The organism is Gemmatimonadaceae bacterium (genome assembly GCA_020852815.1).
Taxonomy (GTDB): domain Bacteria; phylum Gemmatimonadota; class Gemmatimonadetes; order Gemmatimonadales; family Gemmatimonadaceae; genus SCN-70-22.
Genome location: JADZAN010000016.1, coordinates 142025 through 161625 on the forward strand (window position 1 = coordinate 142025; position 19601 = coordinate 161625).

Below are 19601 nucleotides of genomic sequence, written 5' to 3' on the forward strand. Positions count from 1 at the left end.
TCCCCCGGGACGGGAATGGCTCCCCGACCCCGGGGTCCCTCGCGCCACGCAGAATGGAACCGACCATGATTGACTCGAAGGCGAAGGAACTCGGACGCCTCCTTGGGCAGAGCGACCAGTACAAGGCGCTCAAGCGGGCCAACGACGGCCTTGGCGCCGACAAGGACACGGTGATGATTCTGCGCCGCATGGAAGAGCTGCGCACCGACGCCCAGCGCATCATCGAGGGCGGCGAGGAGCCGACCGCCGAGATGGAGCGCGAGATGGACACGCTCCTCGGGCGCGTCCAGGGGAATGCGTCGTACCAGGCCGCCGTCGCTGCCCAGGAGAACTTCGACAAGCTCATGATGCAGGTGAACAGCTGGATTGCCGAGGGGATCAAGTCCGGCGCCGCATCCCCGATCATCACGCTCGCCTGAGCGTGGGCGTGAGCACGCGCGTGAGCACAGGTGCACTCGCGGCTGAAGGCGCACGGCGCGGCGCGCTGGTGGTGCTCGAGGGGGCGGAGGGCGTCGGCAAGACGACGCAGCTTCGGCGCCTCGCGGACCGGTTGCGGCTGACGGATACGCCGCACTGCACCGTGCGCGAACCCGGCGGTACGCCGGCGGGCGACGAGATCCGCCGTCTCCTCCTCGACCCCGCCATGCACATCGCCCCGCGCGCGGAAGCGCTGCTCTTCATGGCCTCGCGCGCCCAACTCGTCGACGACGTCGTGCGCCCCGCCATCGCTCGTGGCGCGGTGGTCCTCCTCGATCGCTTCTTCCTCTCGACCTACGCCTACCAAGTGGCCGGGCGCGGGCTCGACGAGACCGGGGTGCAATCGGCCAACGGCTTCGCGACCGGCGGCCTCTCGCCCGACGTCACGCTCCTCCTCGACCTCCCGGACGGCGAGGGGTTCGGGCGCATCAGCGCCCGGGGCGAGCACGACCGCATCGAACGCTCGGGCGACGACTTCCACACCCGCGTGACTCGCGCCTTTCGCGATTTTGCCTCTCCGGCGTGGCAAGCCCGACACCCGGAGTGCGGTCCCATCGTAATGATCGATGCCCTGGGGAGCGAGGACGACGTGGCGCGCCGAGTATGGGAAACGCTCTCGGCGCGGCTCCCTGAAACGTTTCTCCCCGTTCGAGGGTCTCACCTCTAGCCCATGCCGATCCGTTCACGCCTGTTCGTGGTGATGACTGCTATGGGGAGCTCTCTCGTCTTTGGCGGGTGGCTCCTGGGCCGCGGCCTGCGCAGCGGCGCGCATGGGTCGGTGGACGGCGAACGGCTCTTCGACCAGGTGGTGCAGCACGTGCGGCGCTACTACGTCGACTCGGTCTCGACCGCCGACCTCTTCGACAAGGCGCTGGTCGGGATGATGGACGAGCTGGGCGATCCGCACTCGCTCTATCTCAAGCCGGAGCGCCTCAAGCGGCTCAACGAGATCACGACCGGGAACTACACCGGGCTCGGGATCCAGGTCGACATTCGCGATGGCTGGCCGACGGTCCTTGCCCCGCTCCCGGGCGGTCCGGCCGAGCGTGCCGGGCTGATGAGCGGCGACCGCCTGGTGGAGGTGGGGGGAAAGGGGACGCGCGACCTCACCGGTGACGAGGTGCGTGCCCTGTTGCGCGGGCCCGTGGGATCGGCCATCGACCTGATGATCGAGCGTGCCGGGTCGCCCACGCCGATTCCCGTGCGCGTCACGCGCGGTGAAATCCACCGCCGCGCCGTGCGGCGCACCGCGCTGCTGGACGGCGGCGTGGGTTATGTCGATGTGGACGTCTTTTCCGACTCCACGCAGTTGGAGGTGTCGCGGGCGATCGATTCGCTCTCCACCGCGGGGATGACGTCGCTGGTGCTCGACCTGCGCGGCAACCTGGGAGGGCTGCTGGCCCAGGGCGTCGGCGTCTCCGATCTCTTTCTCGACAAGGGAAAGGCTATCGTCTCGATTCGTGGTCGCACCCCCGAGGCCAACGGGATCTTCACCGATTCGCAGCAGCAGCGCTGGCCCCGGCTCCCGGTGGTGATCCTGGTGGACGATGGCAGCGCCAGCGCCTCGGAGATCGTCGCCGGCGCGTTGCAGGACCACGACCGCGCGCTGCTGGTGGGACGCACGACGTACGGCAAGGGGAGCGCGCAGTCGCTCTTTCCCACCACGACAGGTGGCGCGCTCAAGCTCACCACGGCGCGGTGGTATACGCCGTCGGGGCGGTCGATCGACCGGCGCACGGGCGAAGGCGGCGACACTACCGAGGATGCCGACCGCCCGCGTTTCAAGTCCGACGCCGGGCGCACCATTCTCGGCGGGGGCGGCATCATTCCCGACGTTGTGGCTGGCGACACGGCGCAGAGTCCGCAGGAGCTGGCACTCGCCGGCGCGTTAGGCAAGCGGATCCCCCAGTTTCGCGACGCCCTCACCGCCCACGCGCTCAGCGTGAAGCAGTCGCCGCCGTCGTCGCCCGACTTCACGGTGACGCAGGAGATGCGCGACGGGCTCTGGCGCGTGATGCAGGCGCGCGGGCTCTCGTTCGATCGCAAGATCTACGACGACGCGGCGCCGATTGTCTCGCACCTCATCGCCCGCGAGGTCTCGCGCTACGTCTTTGGCCCGGCCGCCGAGGCGCGTCGCTCGATCAATGACGACGAGGTGATCCAGGAGGCGCGACGCCTCGTGGCGGGGGCCCGCACCCCGCAGGACGTCCTCTCGGCCGCCACGTCGCACGCTGCGGCGCGTTAGTCCCTACTGGATCTCCGACTGGTCCACCACGCGCACGCCGCGCGGTGGCTTGAAGCGGAAGGCGCCCTCCGCAACGGCGGCGTTGGCGTCGAAGGCCGTGATCTTCACGAGGCGCACGACGCCGTTCAGCTCCTCGGCCTCGAACTGACGCAGCGTTCCGTCGGCCGCGTCGATCCACACCTTGGCCCGGGTGAAGCTGCTGCTGGCCTTGCCCTTGGGCGTGAGCGTCACGATGCGCGACGCCCGGCCGCCTAACGTGGCGGCACCACCATCGCTCACGGTGTAGCGCGCGCGCGGGTTGCTGAAGAAGGCGCCGATGAGGTCGATCGATCCCTCCACGTCGGAGGTGAGCGGGGCGCGAATCACCTGCCCGGGAGTGGAACTCGGGAGATAGACCCAGACATACTTGCCGTCGGAGACGATCATGTCGCCCTTGGGGTCGGCGAAACGGAAGGCGAACCGATCGGGACGCGCCTGCTCGAATTCGCCGCGCGACTGCAGCCTGGATCCGGTCAGTGGGTTCGTCACCACCTGTTCGAACGAGGCGCGGGCCGTCTTCACCTTCGCGTAGGCCTCGACGGCGCGATCGATCGCCGCGCCCGCGGCGTCCTGCGCCGGCAGTACGCGCGCCCACGCGCCAAGCGAGGCGGCACCCAGTGCGGCAGTGGCGAGCCAGCGAGAGATGGAATGCGAACCAGTCATCGTGATGGTGCGAGAGAATCGGGCGGGGGAACTCCCCGAGCGCGTCGTACGAGCAAGCCCTCCGTTATGCTACCGGACCGCGGCCCTTACGTTCCCGGCGACGGCGTGACGTCGCGCCCGATGGCCTGCGCGATGTGACGCACCTCCTGCATCAGTCGCGCGAACTGCTCCGGGAAGATCGACTGCGCCCCGTCGGACTTGGCGCGATCCGGGTTGGGGTGCATCTCGACGAGAATCCCATCGGCGCCAGCGGCCACGGCGGCGCGCGTCATTGGAATCACCATGTCGCGAAGCCCCGTGCCGTGGCTCGGGTCGGCCACGATGGGGAGGTGCGACTGCTTCTGGACAATGGGGATGGCGTTGAGGTCGAACATGTTGCGCGCCGCCGTATCGAACGAGCGCAGCCCACGCTCGCACAGGATCACCTGCGCGTTGCCTTCGGCCAGGATGTACTCGGCGCTGAGCAGGAGATCGGTGATGGTCGCCGCCATTCCGCGCTTGAGCAGTATCGGCTTGCCGATGCGTCCCGCGGCCTTGAGCAGCGAGTAGTTCTGCATGTTGCGCGCGCCGATCTGGATGCAGTCGGCGTATTCCGCCACCAGCTCGGCGCCAGCTTCGTCCATTGCCTCGGTCACGACGGGGAGCCCGGTCTCGGCGCGGGCGAGGGCAAGGAGTTCGAGCCCGCGCTTTCCCATCCCCTGGAACGAGTAGGGTGAAGAGCGCGGCTTGAAGGCGCCGCCGCGCAGCGCGCTCCCGCCAGCTGCACGCACGGCGCGCGCGGCGGCGAGGATCTGCTCTTCCGACTCGACGGAGCAGGGGCCGGCGACGATGACGATCGCGCTCCCGCCAAAGGCCACGCCCGGGGCGATGGGGACGACGGTGTTGGCCGGCTTCCACTCGCGCGAGACCTGCTTGTAGGGGCGCGAGACATGGATGACCTGCGCCACGCCAGCGAGGCCGACGACATTCGTGTCGTCGACGCGCCCGTCGTTCCCCACGACGCCGATGGCGGTGCGTTGCTCGCCGGGCATGGGGACGGGGGAATAGCCCATATCGGCGATCACGCGACAGACGGCCTCGATATCGGCCTCGGTCGCGGTGGTGTGCATGACGACGAGCATTACATCTCCTGAAGGTCGAGCACCCACCCGTCGTGAGCGCAGGTGACGCGCCCGTCGAATCCTTCGGCCACCTGGCCGAGGATATCGACCTCCTCCACGGGAGGGTAGAAATGTGTGAGGGCAAGGCGCCCGGGTCTGGCCACGCCGGCAATGACGCCACATTGCCGCGGCGTCAGGTGCGACGGGATGGCGAGTGCATCGGGAAGGGAGCACTCCAGCACGAGTGCATCGCACCCGGCCGCCCATTCGGCGAACGCGGGATCGAACCCGGTGTCGCCCGACATCACCACCCGGCGCCCCCGCGCCGAGAGGGAATATGCCACACTCTCGCTGGTGTGTGGAACCTTGAAGGGCTCGATTTCCCAGTGCGGCGCGAGGGGCAGGCGAGTCCCAGGTTCGACTTCGCGCACCACGATCGGCAGCGTGGCTAGGAGATTGGCGCCGAAGACGGCGGCCATGCGTTCCAGCAGCCCCGCTGTCCCCACCGGCCCCACGATCTCGATCGGTTCGGCGCGCGGCGGGAGCATCCCGTAGCGCCACGAGTAGAGCAGGTTGGGGAGGTCGTTGGTGTGGTCGGCGTGAAAGTGCGTGAGGGCGACGTGCGTGATGGTGCGCCAGTCGACGCCCAGTTGTGCCATGCGAAAGACCGCCCCCGCGCCGCAATCGACGAGGAGTCGCACCTCGTGGTCGGCGAGGAGCGTGGCGGATTGGACGCGCGCCGGTGCCGGCGCGGCGGTCCCGGTGCCGATGGTGGTGAGCTTCATGCGGGGCACGCGGGCGAGAGCGGCTGCGCCCGCGAAGGCTGGAGACGGGAGAGGCCCCGGGCGCGCGTCGAGCGCCCGGGGCCTTCCACGACGATCCTGACGACTGTCCTGCCCGGCATCTCGTTAGGCCGGGGCAGCGGCGACCTCGCCCTCGCGGTCGACGGACGCCACGGCGGCGCCGTCGTCCGGGGTGCTGTCGTCGACGGTGTTGCCGCGCATTCGGACGCTCACGAGGCTCGACACTCCGGGCTCCTGCATCGTCACGCCGTAGACGGCATCGGCCGCCTCGGTCGTGGTGCGCGGGTTGTGCGTGATGACGATGAACTGCGTCTTCGACTTGAACTGGGTCAGCATCCGCACGTAGCGCCCGATGTTGGCGTCGTCGAGCGGGGCGTCGACTTCGTCCAGGAGGCAGAAGGGCGACGGCTTGGTGAGGAAGATGCCGAAGAGGAGCGAGAGCGCGACGAGGGCGCGCTCGCCGCTCGAGAGGAGGTGGATGCGCTGCGTGCGCTTGCCGCGCGGGCTGGCATGCACCTCGATGTCGCAGTCGAGCGGCAGCTCCGGGTTCTCCAGACGCAGGTCGCATTCGCCGCCGCCGAACAGCGTCATGAAGATCTGGCGGAAGTTCTCGCGGACCTGTGCAAACGTGGCGAGGAAGAGCTCGCGCGCGGTGGTGTCGATCTCGCGGATGGCCAGCTGCAACTTGTTCTTCGCCTCGGCCAGGTCGTTGCGCTGCGTGGTGAGGAAGTCGAGGCGCTTCACTTCCTCCTCGTGCTCCTCTACGGCGAGCGGGTTCACGGGGCCGAGCTTCTCCAGTTCGGTGCGGAGTTCATCGGCTTCGGCGCGCAGCGCGTCGTCGTCGACATCGACCGCCTCGAACGAGGTCATCAGGTCCTCGAGCGGGCGGCGCCACTCGGTTTCCAGGCGCTCCTTGATGGTCGCGCGGCGCCCCGACAGCTCGGTGAAGCGCAACTGCGCCTGGTGCAGCGACGATTCATGCTCGTGCGCCTCGCGGCGCGCGAGGTCGAGGGCATGGTCCGTCGCCTGCAACTCGGCGTCGGCGTCGCGCACCTGCTGCTCGGCGTCGGCCAGGCGCGACTCGGCGTCGTTGAGCGTTGCCACGCGCGCGTCGAGGTCCATCTGCCACGCCGCCATCTGCTCGGCGAGCGAGCGGTCGGAGTCGGCCAGTGTCGACAGCTCGCTGTGCAGCGAGGCCAGGCGTTGGGAGGCGTTCTCCTGCTCCTGGTCCAGCCGCGTGAGGCGATCGGTGGCCACCTGCAACCGCGCCTGCGACTGCGCCAGCGCCACCTGCCCGTTGGCGCGGCGCTCGCGTGCCGACTCGAGGCCGTGGTCCGCTTCCGCCAGCTGCACACGCAGCGCCTCCGCGTCGTTGCCGTGCACGCTCAGCGTCTCGTGCAGCTCGGCGGCGCGCACCTCCAGCGACGACAGGCGCGCCGACAGCTCCTCCTGGCGCTCGGCCAGGCGGCGGGCGAGCCCCTCGGCGTTCTCCAGTTCGCGCACGCCACGCAGGCGGCGGCGCTCCAGCTCCGCGCGCAGGTCGTTGGCGCGGCGGTCTTCGGCGGTGGCCAGGTTGGCCGCCTCGGTGGCCATTGCCACGGTGGCATCGCCCTCGGCCAGCGCGCGACGCGCCTCTTCCGCTGCTGCTGCGGCGAGTTTGCGTCCCTCGGCGGCGGCCTCCAGTTCGGCGCGCAACCCCGACAGCTCCGCTCTCCGACGCAGCGGGCCGGGGCCCGCGGTCGTTCCCGGAAGCCAGACGGCGCCACGCGCATCCACGAAGCCGGTCCCCTCGTCCAGCGAGTGCACGCGCTCCAGGAGGTTGCGCACCCACCCCGCGGCGGGGGGCGACACTTCAACTTGCGGCAGCAGGTCGCCGGCATCGCTCACGCTCGTCTCCGGCATCGCGTCGAGCGGGAGAAGGAGGAGCGGGCCGGGATTGGTGCTGGTGTGCCAGGCGCGCACTGCCTCGGCCGCGGCGCGATCGCGCACGACGATCGCATGCACCGTCATCCCGAGGAATCGCTCCACGAGGAGCGCCGAGCTGGCCGTCGTCGAGAGGAAGTCGGAGATGGGGCCCAGGACGGCTCCGTCGCCAAAGCGTTCCTTGTCGCGCAGCAGCCGCGCGGCGGCTGGGGCAAGCCCTACCCGTTCGCGCTCCAGCCCCTCGAGCGCGTTGACCTTTCCTTCGAGCGCGGTGTTGGCGTCCTCGGCGCGCCCCAACTCGGCGCGTGCCGCGGCATCGCGTTCGCGCGCGGCGCGTGCCGACGTGCGCGCCTCCTCGAGCGCGGCGACGGCGGCGGCCACGCTCACGCGCGCGAGCTCGATGGCCTCGTCGGCGCCCTCGATCTCGCGGGCCAGCGTGGCGGCGGCGTCGGCGAGTTGCAGCCGTTCCACCTCCAGCGCGGCGGAGCGCTGTTCCAGGTCGGCGGTCTCGCGCTGCGCACTCTCGCGGTCGAGGTCCACGCGGCGTTGCTGCTCACGGAGTTCACGCGCCGTGCGATCGGCGGCCTCCACCGCGGCGCGGGCGCCGGTCACTGCCTGACGAGCGGCGTCCTCGTCGCGCGCATGCACCGACAACTCCTCGCGCGCCGTGGCGAGCCCGGCGTCCAGTGTGGCCAGTTCTTCTGCGGCGCGCACGCGATCGGCGTTCAGCCGCTCGCCGAACGCCTCGCCCTCGCGGCGCTCCTCCTCGGCGCGCTGGCGGCGTTCCAGCGCGTTGCGCTGCCGCTCCTCGGCAACCGCGATCTCCGAGCGCAGCGACTGCACGCTGTTCTGCTGCGCCAGCGCGAGGCGCGACAGCTCGCCGCGGCTCGCCTCGGCGGCGGCGCGCCCTTCCTGGGCGGCATTGCGCGCCTGCTCGGCGTCACGCACGCGCGTGTCGTCGCCAGGTGCAAACTCGCGCAGCGTGACCAGCTTCTCCTCGAGCTCCTGCAGCTCCTGGTGCCACGCCGCCATCTCGCGCGAGGCCAGGGTGAGGTCCACCGAGAAGCGACGCTCGGTCAGCTCCACATGGCGTTCGGCGCGCTTGCGCTGCCGGGCGAGCGACCGCACCTGGCTTTGCACCTCGCCAATGAGGTCGTCCAGGCGCGACAGGTCGACCGTCGTTTCCTCGAGGCGACGCTCCGTGCTGCGACGGCGATCGCGATAGAGCCCGACCCCCGCCGCCTCCTCGAACAGCTCACGCCGATCGTCCGGGCGATCGGAGAGCAGGGCATCGATCATCTTCGACTCGATCACGATCCCCGAGTCGGCGCCAAGCCCGGTGCCGCGCAGCAGGTCGTGAATGTCGCGCAGGCGGCACGGTGCTCCATTCAGCAGGTAGTCGCTCTCCCCCGAACGCGACAGGCGGCGCGTGATGACCACCTCGCGGAAGGGGACCGGGAGCCCGCCGTCCTCGTTCTCGAAGACCAGCGACACTTCCGCCAGGTTCACCGCGCGCCGTGCCGACGAGCCCTGGAAGATCACCTCCTCCATCTTCGAGCCGCGCAGGATGCGCGCGCGCTGTTCGCCCAGCACCCAACGCACCGCGTCGGAGACGTTCGACTTGCCGCAGCCGTTGGGGCCGACGATGGCGGTGACGCCCATGTCGAACGTCATCGTCGTCGCGTCCGCGAACGACTTGAAGCCCTGCATTTGAAGCTTGGAGAGACGCACCTACGATGTACTCCCGACCCGCGTGACGAGGGCCGACTGAATGTTCAGGCTGTCGAGCTGCAACTTGAGGGGCTGCGCGTCGAACTCGGTCGAAAAGGCGCCGGCGTAGACACGATAGACCTGCGCCGAGTCGCGCAGGGCATAGGCAGGAATGCCGCGACCCCGGAACGCCGACACCCGCAGCTGCGCCGTGGCATCGGTCGTCGCGGAATCCAGGAGGAGGGCGAACGGTGTGCGCGCCACGCTCCCGGCGCCAGTGGTGACGACGCCGTTCTGCCGCAACGCCGCGAGATGGGCGGCGGCGCTGGCGCTGTCGCGGAACGCCCCGGTGACCAATCGGTACCACGGTGCGCTGTCCGATGCCACCGAGACCACGTTGAACGTGGTCCCGGGGAGCGAATCGCCGCGGCGCGCCACGTAGTCGATGGCGTCGTGGTCCGAGTTGGTGAACAGGAGCTCGATGCTGTACGACGCCTCGTTGCCGGGCGGTGTGGCCGGGGTGGAGGCGAGCGCCGCCGGGGCGATCGGCGCCGGGATGGCGGGGAGGCTGTTCAGGTCGCCCCCGCCCAGCCCAAGGAGCGGGCGCCAGCGCGAGTAGGTCACCGCGGCCCCGACGGCGAGCACGAGCAGCGCTGCCACGGGCAACTGCCACCGCGGGATTGCCGGCTTCGCCAGCCGGTTGGCGAACGACGGCACCGACGGCGAACCGCTCGGCGTGTGCAAGGCCGTCTCGCTGCGCACCTCGCCCAGCTGCGCCGCCGCTGGGTTCGGGGAGATTGCCTCTCCCACGAGAACGATGCCGTCGAGGTGCATGACCATCTGTCCCATCGTCGGGACCATGGCCGGCGCTGCCACCAGCAGGAGCGCGTCGGCGCGCCGCACCTGATCGGCAATGACCTCCCACCAGCGGTTGGTGAGGACGTCGACGGCCAGTGGTGACTCCGCGCCGCCGGCCACGAGCCAGACGTTGGGGCGCGAGCCGTGCGGGCGCGCGGCCTTCTTGAGCGAGACGCCGAAGTGCACCATGTCGCTCACGCCGGGGTGCGCGTCGGTCTCGTCGGCGTCGACGAGCCCTTGTCCGTCGCCCAGGAGGTCGAGGATGTAGACGCGCCGCTGCCGCGCCTGGAGCTTGGCAATGCCGAGCGTGACGGCGCCGGTGGCGGCGGGATCGTCGCCGAGCACGGCGACGGCGGCATGCGGCCCGACGGCGGCGTTGACGCGCACGCCGGCCGCTTCCCACATCGCCTCGTAGTTGCGAAGGTCGAGCGCGGTCAGGGGACCCCCTCGTACACCCAGTAGTTGTGCTTCGACGCGCGTCCCATGCGTTCGGCGTCTGCTTTCGAGTTGTAGGGGCCGAAGATGACGCGGAACACCGTCGTGCCCGCCGTCTCGCCCTTCACCACGCGCGGGCGCTGGCCGTCCACGTTGATCCCCTCGGCGATTTCGCGGGCGCGCTCCTCGGAAAGGACGGCGGCGAACGAGACCGTCCATGCGTCGCGCGCGGCTGCAGCTGGCGGCGCTTCCTCGCGCCGCTCGGTGGCGGGGGCGCTGTCGACGGGGACCGTGGCGGCGGCGGTCGCACTCGTGGCCGGAATGTGCCGGATCGAGTCGGCCCCGGTGTCGCCCGCCACCGCCTCGCCCAAGGAGAACGAGACCGGGACGTCCACACCGCGTGCCCGCGGGCGCAGCCCGTTCCAGAGCGCGAAGAACCAGACGTCGCTGGCTCCCCCTGCCACCGTCTGCTTCACCGTCCCCTGCGCCGGTTCGACGAAGGCAACGTCGCCACCGCGCACCGTGGCCACCAGCCCGTCCACCGCCACCGCGGGAAGGTCGGCGCGCCACGCGGTCTTGACCGTCCCCACCAGCGCGTCAGAGGCGATGGCGACGACCCACGCCGAGTCGCCGGACACCGGGCGCGCCAGGAGGAAGCGTCCCATCGGGTCCATGCGCATCTCGGTGACGAGCCCGGGGAGTTGCACCGCCCCGCCGATGTCCTCGGCGTAGCGATCCATGACCTCGAGTCGCGGCCCCCCCTTGTTGGCGAGGAAGATCCGGTCGCCGCTGGGCGTCGGGGCAATGGCGAGGATCTCGTCGTCGGCCTTTACCCGGTCCACGCCGTCGAACTCGCGCGGCTGCACGCTCAGCAGCTCCCGCTTGACGCCGAGGTACAGGCGGTCACCCATCGGCGTCACCACCGCGCGATCGGGGCGCGGGACCTCGATCGAGTCGCCAATTGTCTCGTCAGGCGGGTGCAGGCGCAACAGGTACGTCTTGCTCCCGCGGTCGAGCAGCACGACGAGCGTTCCATCGACGAGCGGGAAGAGGCGCCGCACCTTGCCGCCGGCGGGCGCCTGCCAGTCGCCGCTCGGCGTTAGGCGGACGAGCGTGTTCTGGTCGTCGACGCCGAAAATCGACCAGCCATCACCCGAGGCGATGGAGGAAAGCGATGCGTTCGACGCCTGGCGTGACGTCCCCAGCCGCAAGTCGAGCCAGCCCGGCGCACCGTCGCTGGCGAGAAAGGCGAGCACGCCATTCTCGCCGTCGAACGCCATCACGCGATCGAGCGCGGGGACCGGTTGCTGCGACTTCCAGATGAGCGAGTCCAGCGACGGATAGCGATACGCGCGCACGATCCCGCCGTCGCGCGGCAGGCGCACGACGATCGGGTCCGGCCCGGAGGAGGGGAGGGCACCGGACGCTCCGGGCGCCGCGTCGCGTTCACCGCGACCACACGCGCATACCGTAAGCGCCAGCGCCACGAAAGCGCGCACTCGCACGCGCGAAAAGTAGGGCGGGAGGGGGGCGGATGGGAGACTTGATTCTTTGGGACGGGAGACGGGAGACGGGGGACGGGAGTGCGCGCGCTTCGCGCTCGCGTCATCACAGGCGCGCCGTGATGTGCGCCCCCCGCGAAACGCAACGCGGCGCCTCTCGGCGCCGCGTTGCACTCCCGTCCCCCGTCCCCCGTCCGCCCCTAGAACGACTGCCCCAACGTCCACATCCAATACCCCTTCTTCCCCGGGCGGTCGAGCGGGACGGCGTAGTCCCAGCGCAGGAGCGCGAAGCCGAAGAGGTTGAGGCGGATCCCCGCGCCGTAGGAGCGCAGGAAGTAGCGCTGGTTCCCCTGGTCGTAGTTGTCAGGCTTGGAGAACGAGACCGACTGCCCCTTGGACCAGGCCGCGCCGGCATCGTAGAAGACGAGCCCGTCCACCGGCGGGAGCGAAATCGGGAGGAGTCCGAGGTCGAAGCGACGGACGAGCGGGAAGCGCATCTCGACGTTGGCAAAGGCCACGCGCGTTCCCAGCAGTTCGGTCGCCGAGCAGTTGGCATCGCTCCCCACCACGCCGCCGCAGAACTGCGAGTAGTACTGCTCGCGGTCGTAGCCGCGCACGAAGTCGGGGCGCCCGATGTACTTGCGCGAGACCACGGCCTCGTCCTTCCCGATCGCCAGGCTGGTCTGCGCGCGGAAGGCGAAGGTCAGGAAGTTGAAGAGGATGGGGACGTAGCGACGGTAGTCGCCCGTGTACTCGGTCCATTGCAGGCCGCCGACCATCGGCTCGACCTGGAAGCGGTAGCGCCGCCCCGAGATGGCCCCGGTGTAGCCAAACAGCGTGTTGTCCGAGACGTAGGCGGCGTACGGCCCCACGTAGCTCAGGCTCCCGAGGTTCGTCACCGAGTCGGTGATGAACTGCGTGGCGTAGCCGCTGGTGTAGTCGATTCCGCGGCGCACGTAGGCAATCGAGCGCGAGACGTTGTTGGCGTTGAGGCCGTACTCCCAGCGCGTGAAGCGGTTGCTCGGCCGCATGGCCACGGCGAAGCCCTGCCGGAAGATGAAGCGGGCGATCTCCAGCTCCTGGATCGTCCGGTTCGTGCCATCGCCGACGTAGTTCTCGGAGTAGTTGTTGAGGAAGAAGTACGGCGTCTGCGCGGCCCCGGTCATGTATTGCAGCCGCGATGCCATGTTCATGTAGGCGCCGTAGAAGTACGCCTCGCTCAGTCGCCCGTTCACCTGCCCGGCGGCAATCAGTCGGTTGTTGCCGAGCATGTCGCCGAGGACGATCGCCGTCCCGCCAAAGATGCCGCGCCCGAAGTTGTCCTGCGCGTAGCCGATGCTGGGGCGCGAGATGTACTCGGGCTGCAGTCCAGGCTTGTAGTCGTAGGTGCGGAACCTGGTCGTGTCGGGAAGGGCGAGCGATGCGCTGTCGAGGATCTGTGCCACCGAGACCGGGGCGTTCCCCGAGCGCTCGTTGGCCCCGGGTGTCTCCGCCGAGTTGCGAATGCCGGTGGTCGAGCGGTAGACGGAAATCTGCCGATCGTTGGCGCGCGTGCTGTCGCTGGCCTTGGCCGCGGCATCGATGGCCCGCAGCATGTCGGCGGCGTTGGCCTGGTTGGCGGCGACCGTGGGGTCGGCGCGCCGCACCGAGTCACCGGCGGCGCCGGCAGCCGCAACGATTGACGGCGCGGGGCGATACGGCTTCGTCTTGAAGCGCCGCGGGTTGGCCACCGTCCAGACGGTGTAGTCCCCCTTCTCGTAGTACGTGAAGGCGAGGCGATCGGCCTGCCGCGCCCACGTGATGGCCGGCGAGTACTCGGTGATGGCGCTGATGGCGCCGATCACGTTGGTGAGCTGGAAGTGCTCCCTGGCGTCGAAGTCGTACAGGAAGACGTTCTGGATCCCCGTGCGGTCGCTGATGAAGGCAAGCGACTTGCCGTCGGGGGCCCACATCGGGTTGAGGTTGAGTCCATCCTGGTTCGGCAGCGTCTCGATGCGCCCCGATGCGAGGTCGAGCGTGGCGATCTGCCACTGCTCGAACTTGAGGAACTCGAGCTCGGCCTTGGGCGTGCGGTCGGTCGCGAAGGCAATCGTCTTGCCGTCGGGCGACCACTGCGGCTGCATCTCGGCGAACTTGTCGTTCGTGAGCTGGCGCAGCTTGCCGGTGGCGAGGTCCACGATGAAGAGGTCGTTGATGCCGTCATCGTAGCCCTGGAAGACGATCTGCTTCCCGTCCGGGCTCCATGCCGGCGACATGACGACGTCGAGCGGGAAGTTGTCGTATGTCTTGACCACCTTCCGGCGCCGGACGTCGAGCAGGTAGAGGACGTCCTTGCCATCCTTCTGCGCGGTGAAGGCCAACTGCCGCCCGTCGGGGGAGAAGGCGCTCTGCGAGTAGAGCAGGCGCAACTCCTCGAAGTCCGGGTTGAGCACCGACTTCACGAGGCGCTTGATGCGCTTGCCGGTCTCGCCGTCGCCGAGCCACAGGTCGGGGAAGACCTCGCCGCGCAGGAAGGAGCCCTGCGAGATGAAGGCGATATACTTTCCGTCGTTGGAGAAGGCCGGCGCGATGAAGAGCTGCGAGAAGCCGCCCGTCTTGCGCGCGTTGAGGAGCGGTTCGGAGAACTTGCGCGCGCGGTCCAGGTTGGCCACCTGCGGGAGGTGCTTGACCTGCATCGCCTCGCGCCACTCGTCGCTCAGCTCCTCGAGCGAGAGGCCCAGTTCGCGCTTGAAGGCGCGATCGATCCCCACGTTCGGCACGGCGTTCATGATCTCGCCGATCACGTCATCGCCCCACCGCCCGCCAATGTACTCCCACAGCGCCTCGCCGTAGCGGTAGGGGAAGAACATGTCGGGGCGCTCCGTCATCTGCTCGATGGTCGGGAGGTTCCCGTTGAGCGAGGCGTCGCGCACCCACGACTGCGTGAGGACGTGACCGGGGCCTAACGAGAGATACTCCGCCATCCCCTCCATGAACCAGAGCGGCGGTTGCACCTGCTGCAGCGTCTGCAGCCCGCCGCCGGCACGGCCGCGGGCAAAGATGTCGTACTGGAAGGCGTGCGTGAGCTCGTGCGCCAGCACATGCTCAAACGAGCGGAAGTCGCCGGTGAACGGGAGGAGGATGCGATGCCGCAGCGCCTCCGTCACGCCCCCCGTCCCCTCGCCCAGGTCACCCGTGACGTTGTTCTGCCCGAAGTCCGTGCGCGAGCGGAAGAGGATCAGCGGCTTTTTCTCGCGGAATTGGTGGTTCAGCATCCGCGACAAGCGCCCGTACGAGCGCTCCGCCATGCGCGCCGCGTCCTTGATGATCGCTTCCTCTTGCGGGTAGTAGTGGACGAGGAAGTGCTCCGTCTCTAGGACCTTCCAGCGGAACTTGTCGAACTGCACCTGGTTCTGGCCGAAATACATCTGCTGCGCCTCGGCCGTCCGCACCGGCACCACCGAGCCCAGGACGGCCGCGCACGCGGCGCTGCCCACGAATGCGGGGACGGTCCTACGCATGGTCGCGCGCCACATCATGCCTTCGCTCCTTGAACCGTGAGCGGGACGACCGTCGCGTCGCCCCAGAGCCGTTCGAGCTGGTAGTAGCTCCGCATCGCGGGATGGAACACGTGCACCACCACGTCCACGTAGTCGAGAATCGCCCAGCGACCCTGCTCGATTCCCTCCGTGTGCGCCGGACGCTGCCCCTCGCGCTTCAGCTCGTCTTCCAGCCGCTGCGCCGTGCTGCGCACGTGCATGTCCGACGTCCCGCTCGCGATCACGAAGAAATCGGCCATGTCGCTCACCCCCTTGAGGGAGAGGATCGTGATGTCCTGCGCCTTGAACTCCTCGCAGAGCGCGCCGATCCGTTGGGCGAGCGCCGCACTCGCGGGAGCGGCGGAGGGATCGGCGATTGGGGTGGACTTCCGGGATGCGGCGTGCGGGGCAGGTCTCTGTGCGGTCTTGGCTGCGGGCGCCATGCGGGCCATGCGGAGGCGGGTGTAGTCCGTGTTCTAGCGACGCCGACGGTGAAAGGTTCCGGCAGCGCCACGCCCGTCGGTCCGGGCAGTGCGTAGCTTAACGCGCGCAACACGGGAGAGCGACACGCGGGGGAGGGGGGGCCCCTACGGGGGAGAGGACGAGAAGACGAGAGGACGAGAAGACGAGAAGGGGTGGCCACCGTCCCCGGCGCCACCCCTCTCGTCTTCTCGTCTTCCCGTCCTCTCGTCTTCTACTGCTTGATCACCCACACCTTGATCTCAGGCTTCACGTCGGCGTGCAGCTTGACCGGCACGCGGTACACGCCGAGCGCCTTGATGGGCTCGTGCAGGTCGATCTGGCGCTTCTCGATGTGATGCCCCTGGGCCTCGAGTTGCGCGGCGATGTCGGCAGCGGTCACGGAGCCGAACAGCTTGCCTTCCTCGCCCACGCGCGCCGAGAAGGTGAGGGACACCTGCTCGAGCTTCGACGCGTAGTCGGCCGCCGTCTGGCGGCGTGACGCTTCGGCCGCCTCGAGGCGCGCCTTTTCCTGGGCGATGCGCTTCTTGTTCCCCTCCGTCGCCGTCACGGCAACGCCGCGCGGGAGGAGGTAGTTGCGGGCAAAGCCGGACGACACCTTCACCAGGTCGCCGGGCTGCCCGAGGTTCTCGACTGCCTGTCGCAGGATGACTTCCATGGTCAGCTCCACTCGTTATGCGGCGGGGCGTGCACGCCCGCGCCAGTCGATCCACGTATCACCCAGTCCAAGCCCCAGCGAGAAGACGCTGACCACCGGCCAGGCGAGAAAAATCGCAATGAAAAAGAGCACGCGCACGGCGCCGCGCGGTGCGAGGAACCAGTCCAGAACCCCCATCCCCCGCAGCGCGTACAGCACGCCGAAGAAGAGCAGGAGGTTGAGCCCAACCCCCCGCGCGTCCTGCAGCGTCGGGACGACGAGCACCGTCACCCCCAGCACGAACCCCCACACCAACTGGTCGTTGAAGCGGAACTCGCCCAGTGACTTGAGCGGCGCCCCGATGCGCGTCCGGCTGGCCCGGTGGTACAGCGACCAGGCCAACCCCAGCATCGCCAGCGACTCCAACGCCAGCAGCGCCGGGAAGAACTGCGCGGTGAGCGGCGGGATCTGGCGCAGTTGCGCCTGCGCCTGTTCCACCATCGCCGACGCCGCCGGATAGCGCTGCGTCAGCTCCTTCCACTCGGGAGACGCCGACCGCATCGTCCATTCCGCCTCCGCCGACTCGAGGCGTCGCGACAGCTCGTCGCCGAAGTGACGCGCCACGCTCGCCGGCGAAATGCGCATCGTGACGATCACCAGCAGTCCCACCGCCATCGCCATCGCGGTTGCCGACAGCGCCCGCGTGAAGAAGGGGCGCCTGGGAGCCACCGCGCTCACCACCCCGAACGAGGCGGCGAGCACCGTCCCCCACCCCCGCGCCAGCGCGTCGAACGGCAAGGCGCCGGGACGCGCCAGCGATACGATCCAGAGCGCCAACCCGGTCCAGATGATGGCGAGCCAGAGGCGTCCGCCATTCATCCATCCCACCAGCGCACAGACCGCCATGGCCGGTGCGATGAGAAGCATGGTCTGCTCGATGGGAACGAGCAGGCGAAGGACGGCGACGAGCGGAATGGCCAACGCCAGCAGGAGCGCGAGGATGACGCGAAGCCATCCCCGTTCCTGCGGCGCCGTCAACGGCACCGGCATCGAGGCCGGTACTGGTGGCGGAGTGGTCACCGGCGTTGCCCAGTTGGTGTCAGCGAGTGCGCGTGCGAGACGTCAGCGTCAGGCGCTGACGTGCCCGCGCTGGTACGGGATCAGCGCCAGGAAACGTGCGCGCTTGATTGCCGTGGCCAGCTGGCGCTGGTGACGCGCACAGACGCCGGAGAGGCGGCTGGGCAGGATCTTGCCGTGATCGGTGATGAAACGGCCGAGCGTGCGATCGTCCTTGAAATCGACGTAGTGCACGCGCCCTTCGCAGAAGGGGCAGGTCTTGGTTTGGCGTCGCATCATGGCTTAGTCCTCGTCCTCGTCGTCTTCTTCGGCGCGGCGGCGGGCCAGCGCGGCTTCCTCTTCGGAGACCGGCGGCGCGCCGAGCTCGTGCTCGTAGAGGGTGATCAGGTAGCGGATGACGCCATCATCGAGCTTGAGCGCGCGCTCGAACTCGGGAAGCGTCGTGGGGTCTGCATTGATGCGCGCCAGCACGTAGTAGCCCGTCTCGCGACGCCCGATCTTGTAGGCGAGCTGACGACGTCCCCAATGGTCGACCTTGATCTCCTCGGTCGTCCCCAGCAAGGCGTGATGCTTGGCGAGTTTTTCCTGGATGACGGCATCTTCGAGCGCAGAGTCGAAGATGTACACCGCCTCGTACTGTCGAGACACGGTCGGCAATCCTCCCTTTGGTCGTGGACCGCCCCCCGTTGGTTGCCGGAAACAGGGGGAGGGACAGGGCGCCAGTAAGGCGCCGGTGAGTTGTCCGCGCAACCTAGTGGGTTTCTCCTTGAATACCAAGGGGTTACATTCGCAGGCCATGTGCGGACGCTTTGGACTCACCCGACCCGAGCGCCTCGACCTCGAGCGCTTCGGCATCACGGAGCTCCCCCCGCTCGTCCCGCGCTTCAACATCGCGCCGGGGAGCGACATCCTCGTCATCCGCGAACGCGACGGCGCGAGGGAAGCTTCACTGGTGCGGTGGGGACTCGTCCCAAGCTGGGCGAAAGACCCCGAGATCGGGAACCGCATGGCCAACGCCCGCAGCGACACCGCCTTCGAGAAGCCCGCCTTTCGCGGGGCCATGAAGGCTCGGCGCGCCCTCATCCCGGCCGACGTTTTCTACGAGTGGCAGGTCGTCCCCGGCCAGACGAGGAAGCAACCGCACGCGATTCGCCTGGCCAGTGGCGAGCCCTTCGCTATGGGTGCCCTCTGGGAGTACTGGAAGCCCAAGGACGGCTCGGCCGAGGGGATGGTCAGCACGGCGATCCTCACCACCGACGCCAACCTCCTGATGTCGCGCATCCACGACCGCATGCCCGTCATCATCTCGCCGGAGCACTACGAGGCCTGGCTCGACCCGCGAACCCCCGCCCCCGCGCTGCGCGACCTCATGCAGCCGTGCCCCAGCGAATGGCTGGAGGCGCACCCGATCTCGCTCCGCGTCAACAACCCCAAGTCGGACGACGAGCGGATCCTGGAGCCGCTGGAGCCGGCGAACTGAGTTGCCACTCCAGTCAACCTCAGTCGACCTCAGCGACCTCAGTCGACCTCAGTCGACCTCAGTCGCACAGCACGAGGCTTCCGCGCACCGAAAGCATCGCGCAGCTCATGCTTGAGATGACCGGTGGGAGCGCTGCCCCGACCGACCAGGTCACTCGGCGATAGTATCCGTTGACGGTCACGTCGAACCACCCCGTGCCTGGGTCGGGCGACTGGACACCCGAGGGGAGGACATACTGCGAACGCAGCGAGCGGAACTCGCTCGAAGTGGCCATGCGAAACATCTCTAGCGCCGACACAGTGTAGGCGGCTCCCGTTTGGACGTGCTGGTCGAGGTTGCAGTCGGCGCCCATCTCCTGCCCCTGGCACCAGCGATGGCGGTACCGCATGGTCGCCGAGTCGAGGCGCGTCTCCTCCCTGTACACATGCCCGCCCGCCCACGAGACCCCGCTCAGGACAATGGCCGCGGGCTCGCCCGGGGCAGGGACGCCGAGCCCTCCGTCGTGCGAGTTGGCGCATGCGCCGCTGGCGAGCAACGAGGTCAGCGCCAAGCGCGTCACGACCGTCGCGATGGTGGGATTGGGTGAGACTCGCATGGTCCCGCTTCCGATCAGGTAATGGACGCGCGCTACGACTTCCTCCCGTACGACGCGCG

17 protein-coding genes are annotated in these 19601 nt (G+C 69.1%); 4 read left to right on the forward strand and 13 right to left on the reverse strand.

Annotation, left to right across the window (positions count from 1 at the left end; genetic code table 11):
• The first annotated feature begins 65 nt into the window (after positions 1-65).
• From IT359_09640 to IT359_09650, 3 genes are read left to right on the forward strand one after another with little or no spacing between them, the layout of a single operon-like run.
• Positions 66-419 (forward strand): YlbF family regulator, encoded by a 354-nt coding sequence (locus tag IT359_09640; GenBank protein ID MCC6929239.1) that lies wholly within the window; start codon positions 66-68, stop codon positions 417-419.
• Between the two features lie 20 nt (positions 420-439).
• Positions 440-1144 (forward strand): dTMP kinase, encoded by a 705-nt coding sequence (tmk, locus tag IT359_09645; GenBank protein MCC6929240.1) that lies wholly within the window; start codon positions 440-442, stop codon positions 1142-1144.
• A gap of 3 nt (positions 1145-1147) precedes the next feature.
• Entirely contained in the window at positions 1148-2722 is a 1575-nt protein-coding gene (locus IT359_09650; protein MCC6929241.1) for a S41 family peptidase, read from the forward strand.
• Positions 2723-2725: 3 nt separating this feature from the next.
• On the opposite strand, the gene lolA is transcribed toward IT359_09650, so the two are convergent.
• From lolA to rpsF, 12 genes are all read right to left on the reverse strand, one after another.
• Positions 2726-3424 carry an outer membrane lipoprotein chaperone LolA gene (gene lolA, locus IT359_09655; GenBank protein MCC6929242.1) on the reverse strand — a complete coding sequence of 233 codons (699 nt, stop codon included), beginning with the start codon at positions 3422-3424 and terminating at the stop codon, positions 2726-2728.
• 86 nt (positions 3425-3510) lie between these two features.
• Positions 3511-4545: a 3-deoxy-7-phosphoheptulonate synthase gene (gene aroF, locus IT359_09660; GenBank protein MCC6929243.1), complete on the reverse strand. Its 1035-nt coding sequence runs from the start codon at positions 4543-4545 to the stop codon at positions 3511-3513.
• Positions 4545-5309: an MBL fold metallo-hydrolase gene (locus tag IT359_09665; GenBank protein ID MCC6929244.1), complete on the reverse strand. Its 765-nt coding sequence runs from the start codon at positions 5307-5309 to the stop codon at positions 4545-4547. The genes aroF and IT359_09665 overlap by 1 nt, the downstream gene beginning before the upstream one ends.
• A gap of 123 nt (positions 5310-5432) precedes the next feature.
• Positions 5433-8981 carry a chromosome segregation protein SMC gene (gene smc / locus IT359_09670; protein ID MCC6929245.1) on the reverse strand — a complete coding sequence of 1183 codons (3549 nt, stop codon included), beginning with the start codon at positions 8979-8981 and terminating at the stop codon, positions 5433-5435.
• Positions 8982-10223, reverse strand: coding sequence for a hypothetical protein (locus IT359_09675; GenBank protein MCC6929246.1), 1242 nt, complete (start codon positions 10221-10223; stop codon positions 8982-8984). It abuts the gene before it with no gap.
• A 29-nt stretch (positions 10224-10252) separates the two neighbouring features.
• Positions 10253-11638 carry an SPOR domain-containing protein gene (locus IT359_09680; protein ID MCC6929247.1) on the reverse strand — a complete coding sequence of 462 codons (1386 nt, stop codon included), beginning with the start codon at positions 11636-11638 and terminating at the stop codon, positions 10253-10255.
• A gap of 317 nt (positions 11639-11955) precedes the next feature.
• The gene (locus tag IT359_09685) at positions 11956-15255 is read right to left on the reverse strand and encodes a PD40 domain-containing protein (protein ID MCC6929248.1); all 3300 of its coding nucleotides are present in this window, start codon (positions 15253-15255) and stop codon (positions 11956-11958) included.
• 14 nt (positions 15256-15269) lie between these two features.
• Positions 15270-15650, reverse strand: coding sequence for a ribosome silencing factor (gene rsfS / locus IT359_09690; protein MCC6929249.1), 381 nt, complete (start codon positions 15648-15650; stop codon positions 15270-15272).
• Between the two features lie 317 nt (positions 15651-15967).
• Positions 15968-16411, reverse strand: coding sequence for a 50S ribosomal protein L9 (locus tag IT359_09695; protein MCC6929250.1), 444 nt, complete (start codon positions 16409-16411; stop codon positions 15968-15970).
• Positions 16412-16426: 15 nt separating this feature from the next.
• Positions 16427-17440, reverse strand: a complete 1014-nt coding sequence (locus IT359_09700; protein MCC6929251.1) for a DUF2232 domain-containing protein — start codon at positions 17438-17440, stop codon at positions 16427-16429.
• A gap of 78 nt (positions 17441-17518) precedes the next feature.
• The gene (locus IT359_09705; protein ID MCC6929252.1) at positions 17519-17746 is read right to left on the reverse strand and encodes a 30S ribosomal protein S18; all 228 of its coding nucleotides are present in this window, start codon (positions 17744-17746) and stop codon (positions 17519-17521) included.
• Between the two features lie 3 nt (positions 17747-17749).
• Complete coding sequence (gene rpsF, locus IT359_09710; GenBank protein MCC6929253.1) at positions 17750-18115, reverse strand: 30S ribosomal protein S6; 366 nt, start codon at positions 18113-18115, stop codon at positions 17750-17752.
• A 148-nt stretch (positions 18116-18263) separates the two neighbouring features.
• Between rpsF and IT359_09715 the strand changes: the two genes are divergently transcribed.
• Entirely contained in the window at positions 18264-18947 is a 684-nt protein-coding gene (locus IT359_09715; protein ID MCC6929254.1) for an SOS response-associated peptidase, read from the forward strand.
• Positions 18948-19005: 58 nt separating this feature from the next.
• Here the strand turns inward: IT359_09715 and IT359_09720 are convergent, their stop codons facing one another.
• Complete coding sequence (locus tag IT359_09720; protein ID MCC6929255.1) at positions 19006-19542, reverse strand: hypothetical protein; 537 nt, start codon at positions 19540-19542, stop codon at positions 19006-19008.
• Positions 19543-19601: the final 59 nt, after the last annotated feature.

Excerpts from the sequence above, each read along its gene's own strand:
- IT359_09640 (MCC6929239.1), top strand. The coding sequence starts at position 66 with ATGATTGACTCGAAGGCGAAGGAACTCGGACGCCTCCTTGGGCAGAGC.
- IT359_09700 (MCC6929251.1), bottom strand. The coding sequence starts at position 17,440 with ATGCCGGTGCCGTTGACGGCGCCGCAGGAACGGGGATGGCTTCGCGTC.
- IT359_09685 (MCC6929248.1), bottom strand. The coding sequence starts at position 15,255 with ATGCGTAGGACCGTCCCCGCATTCGTGGGCAGCGCCGCGTGCGCGGCC.
- IT359_09665 (MCC6929244.1), bottom strand. The coding sequence starts at position 5,309 with ATGAAGCTCACCACCATCGGCACCGGGACCGCCGCGCCGGCACCGGCG.
- IT359_09705 (MCC6929252.1), bottom strand. The coding sequence starts at position 17,746 with ATGATGCGACGCCAAACCAAGACCTGCCCCTTCTGCGAAGGGCGCGTG.
- IT359_09695 (MCC6929250.1), bottom strand. The coding sequence starts at position 16,411 with ATGGAAGTCATCCTGCGACAGGCAGTCGAGAACCTCGGGCAGCCCGGC.
- aroF (MCC6929243.1), bottom strand. The coding sequence starts at position 4,545 with ATGCTCGTCGTCATGCACACCACCGCGACCGAGGCCGATATCGAGGCC.
- lolA (MCC6929242.1), bottom strand. The coding sequence starts at position 3,424 with ATGACTGGTTCGCATTCCATCTCTCGCTGGCTCGCCACTGCCGCACTG.
- IT359_09650 (MCC6929241.1), top strand. The coding sequence starts at position 1,148 with ATGCCGATCCGTTCACGCCTGTTCGTGGTGATGACTGCTATGGGGAGC.
- IT359_09675 (MCC6929246.1), bottom strand. The coding sequence starts at position 10,223 with ATGTGGGAAGCGGCCGGCGTGCGCGTCAACGCCGCCGTCGGGCCGCAT.
- IT359_09720 (MCC6929255.1), bottom strand. The coding sequence starts at position 19,542 with ATGCGAGTCTCACCCAATCCCACCATCGCGACGGTCGTGACGCGCTTG.
- IT359_09715 (MCC6929254.1), top strand. The coding sequence starts at position 18,264 with ATGTGCGGACGCTTTGGACTCACCCGACCCGAGCGCCTCGACCTCGAG.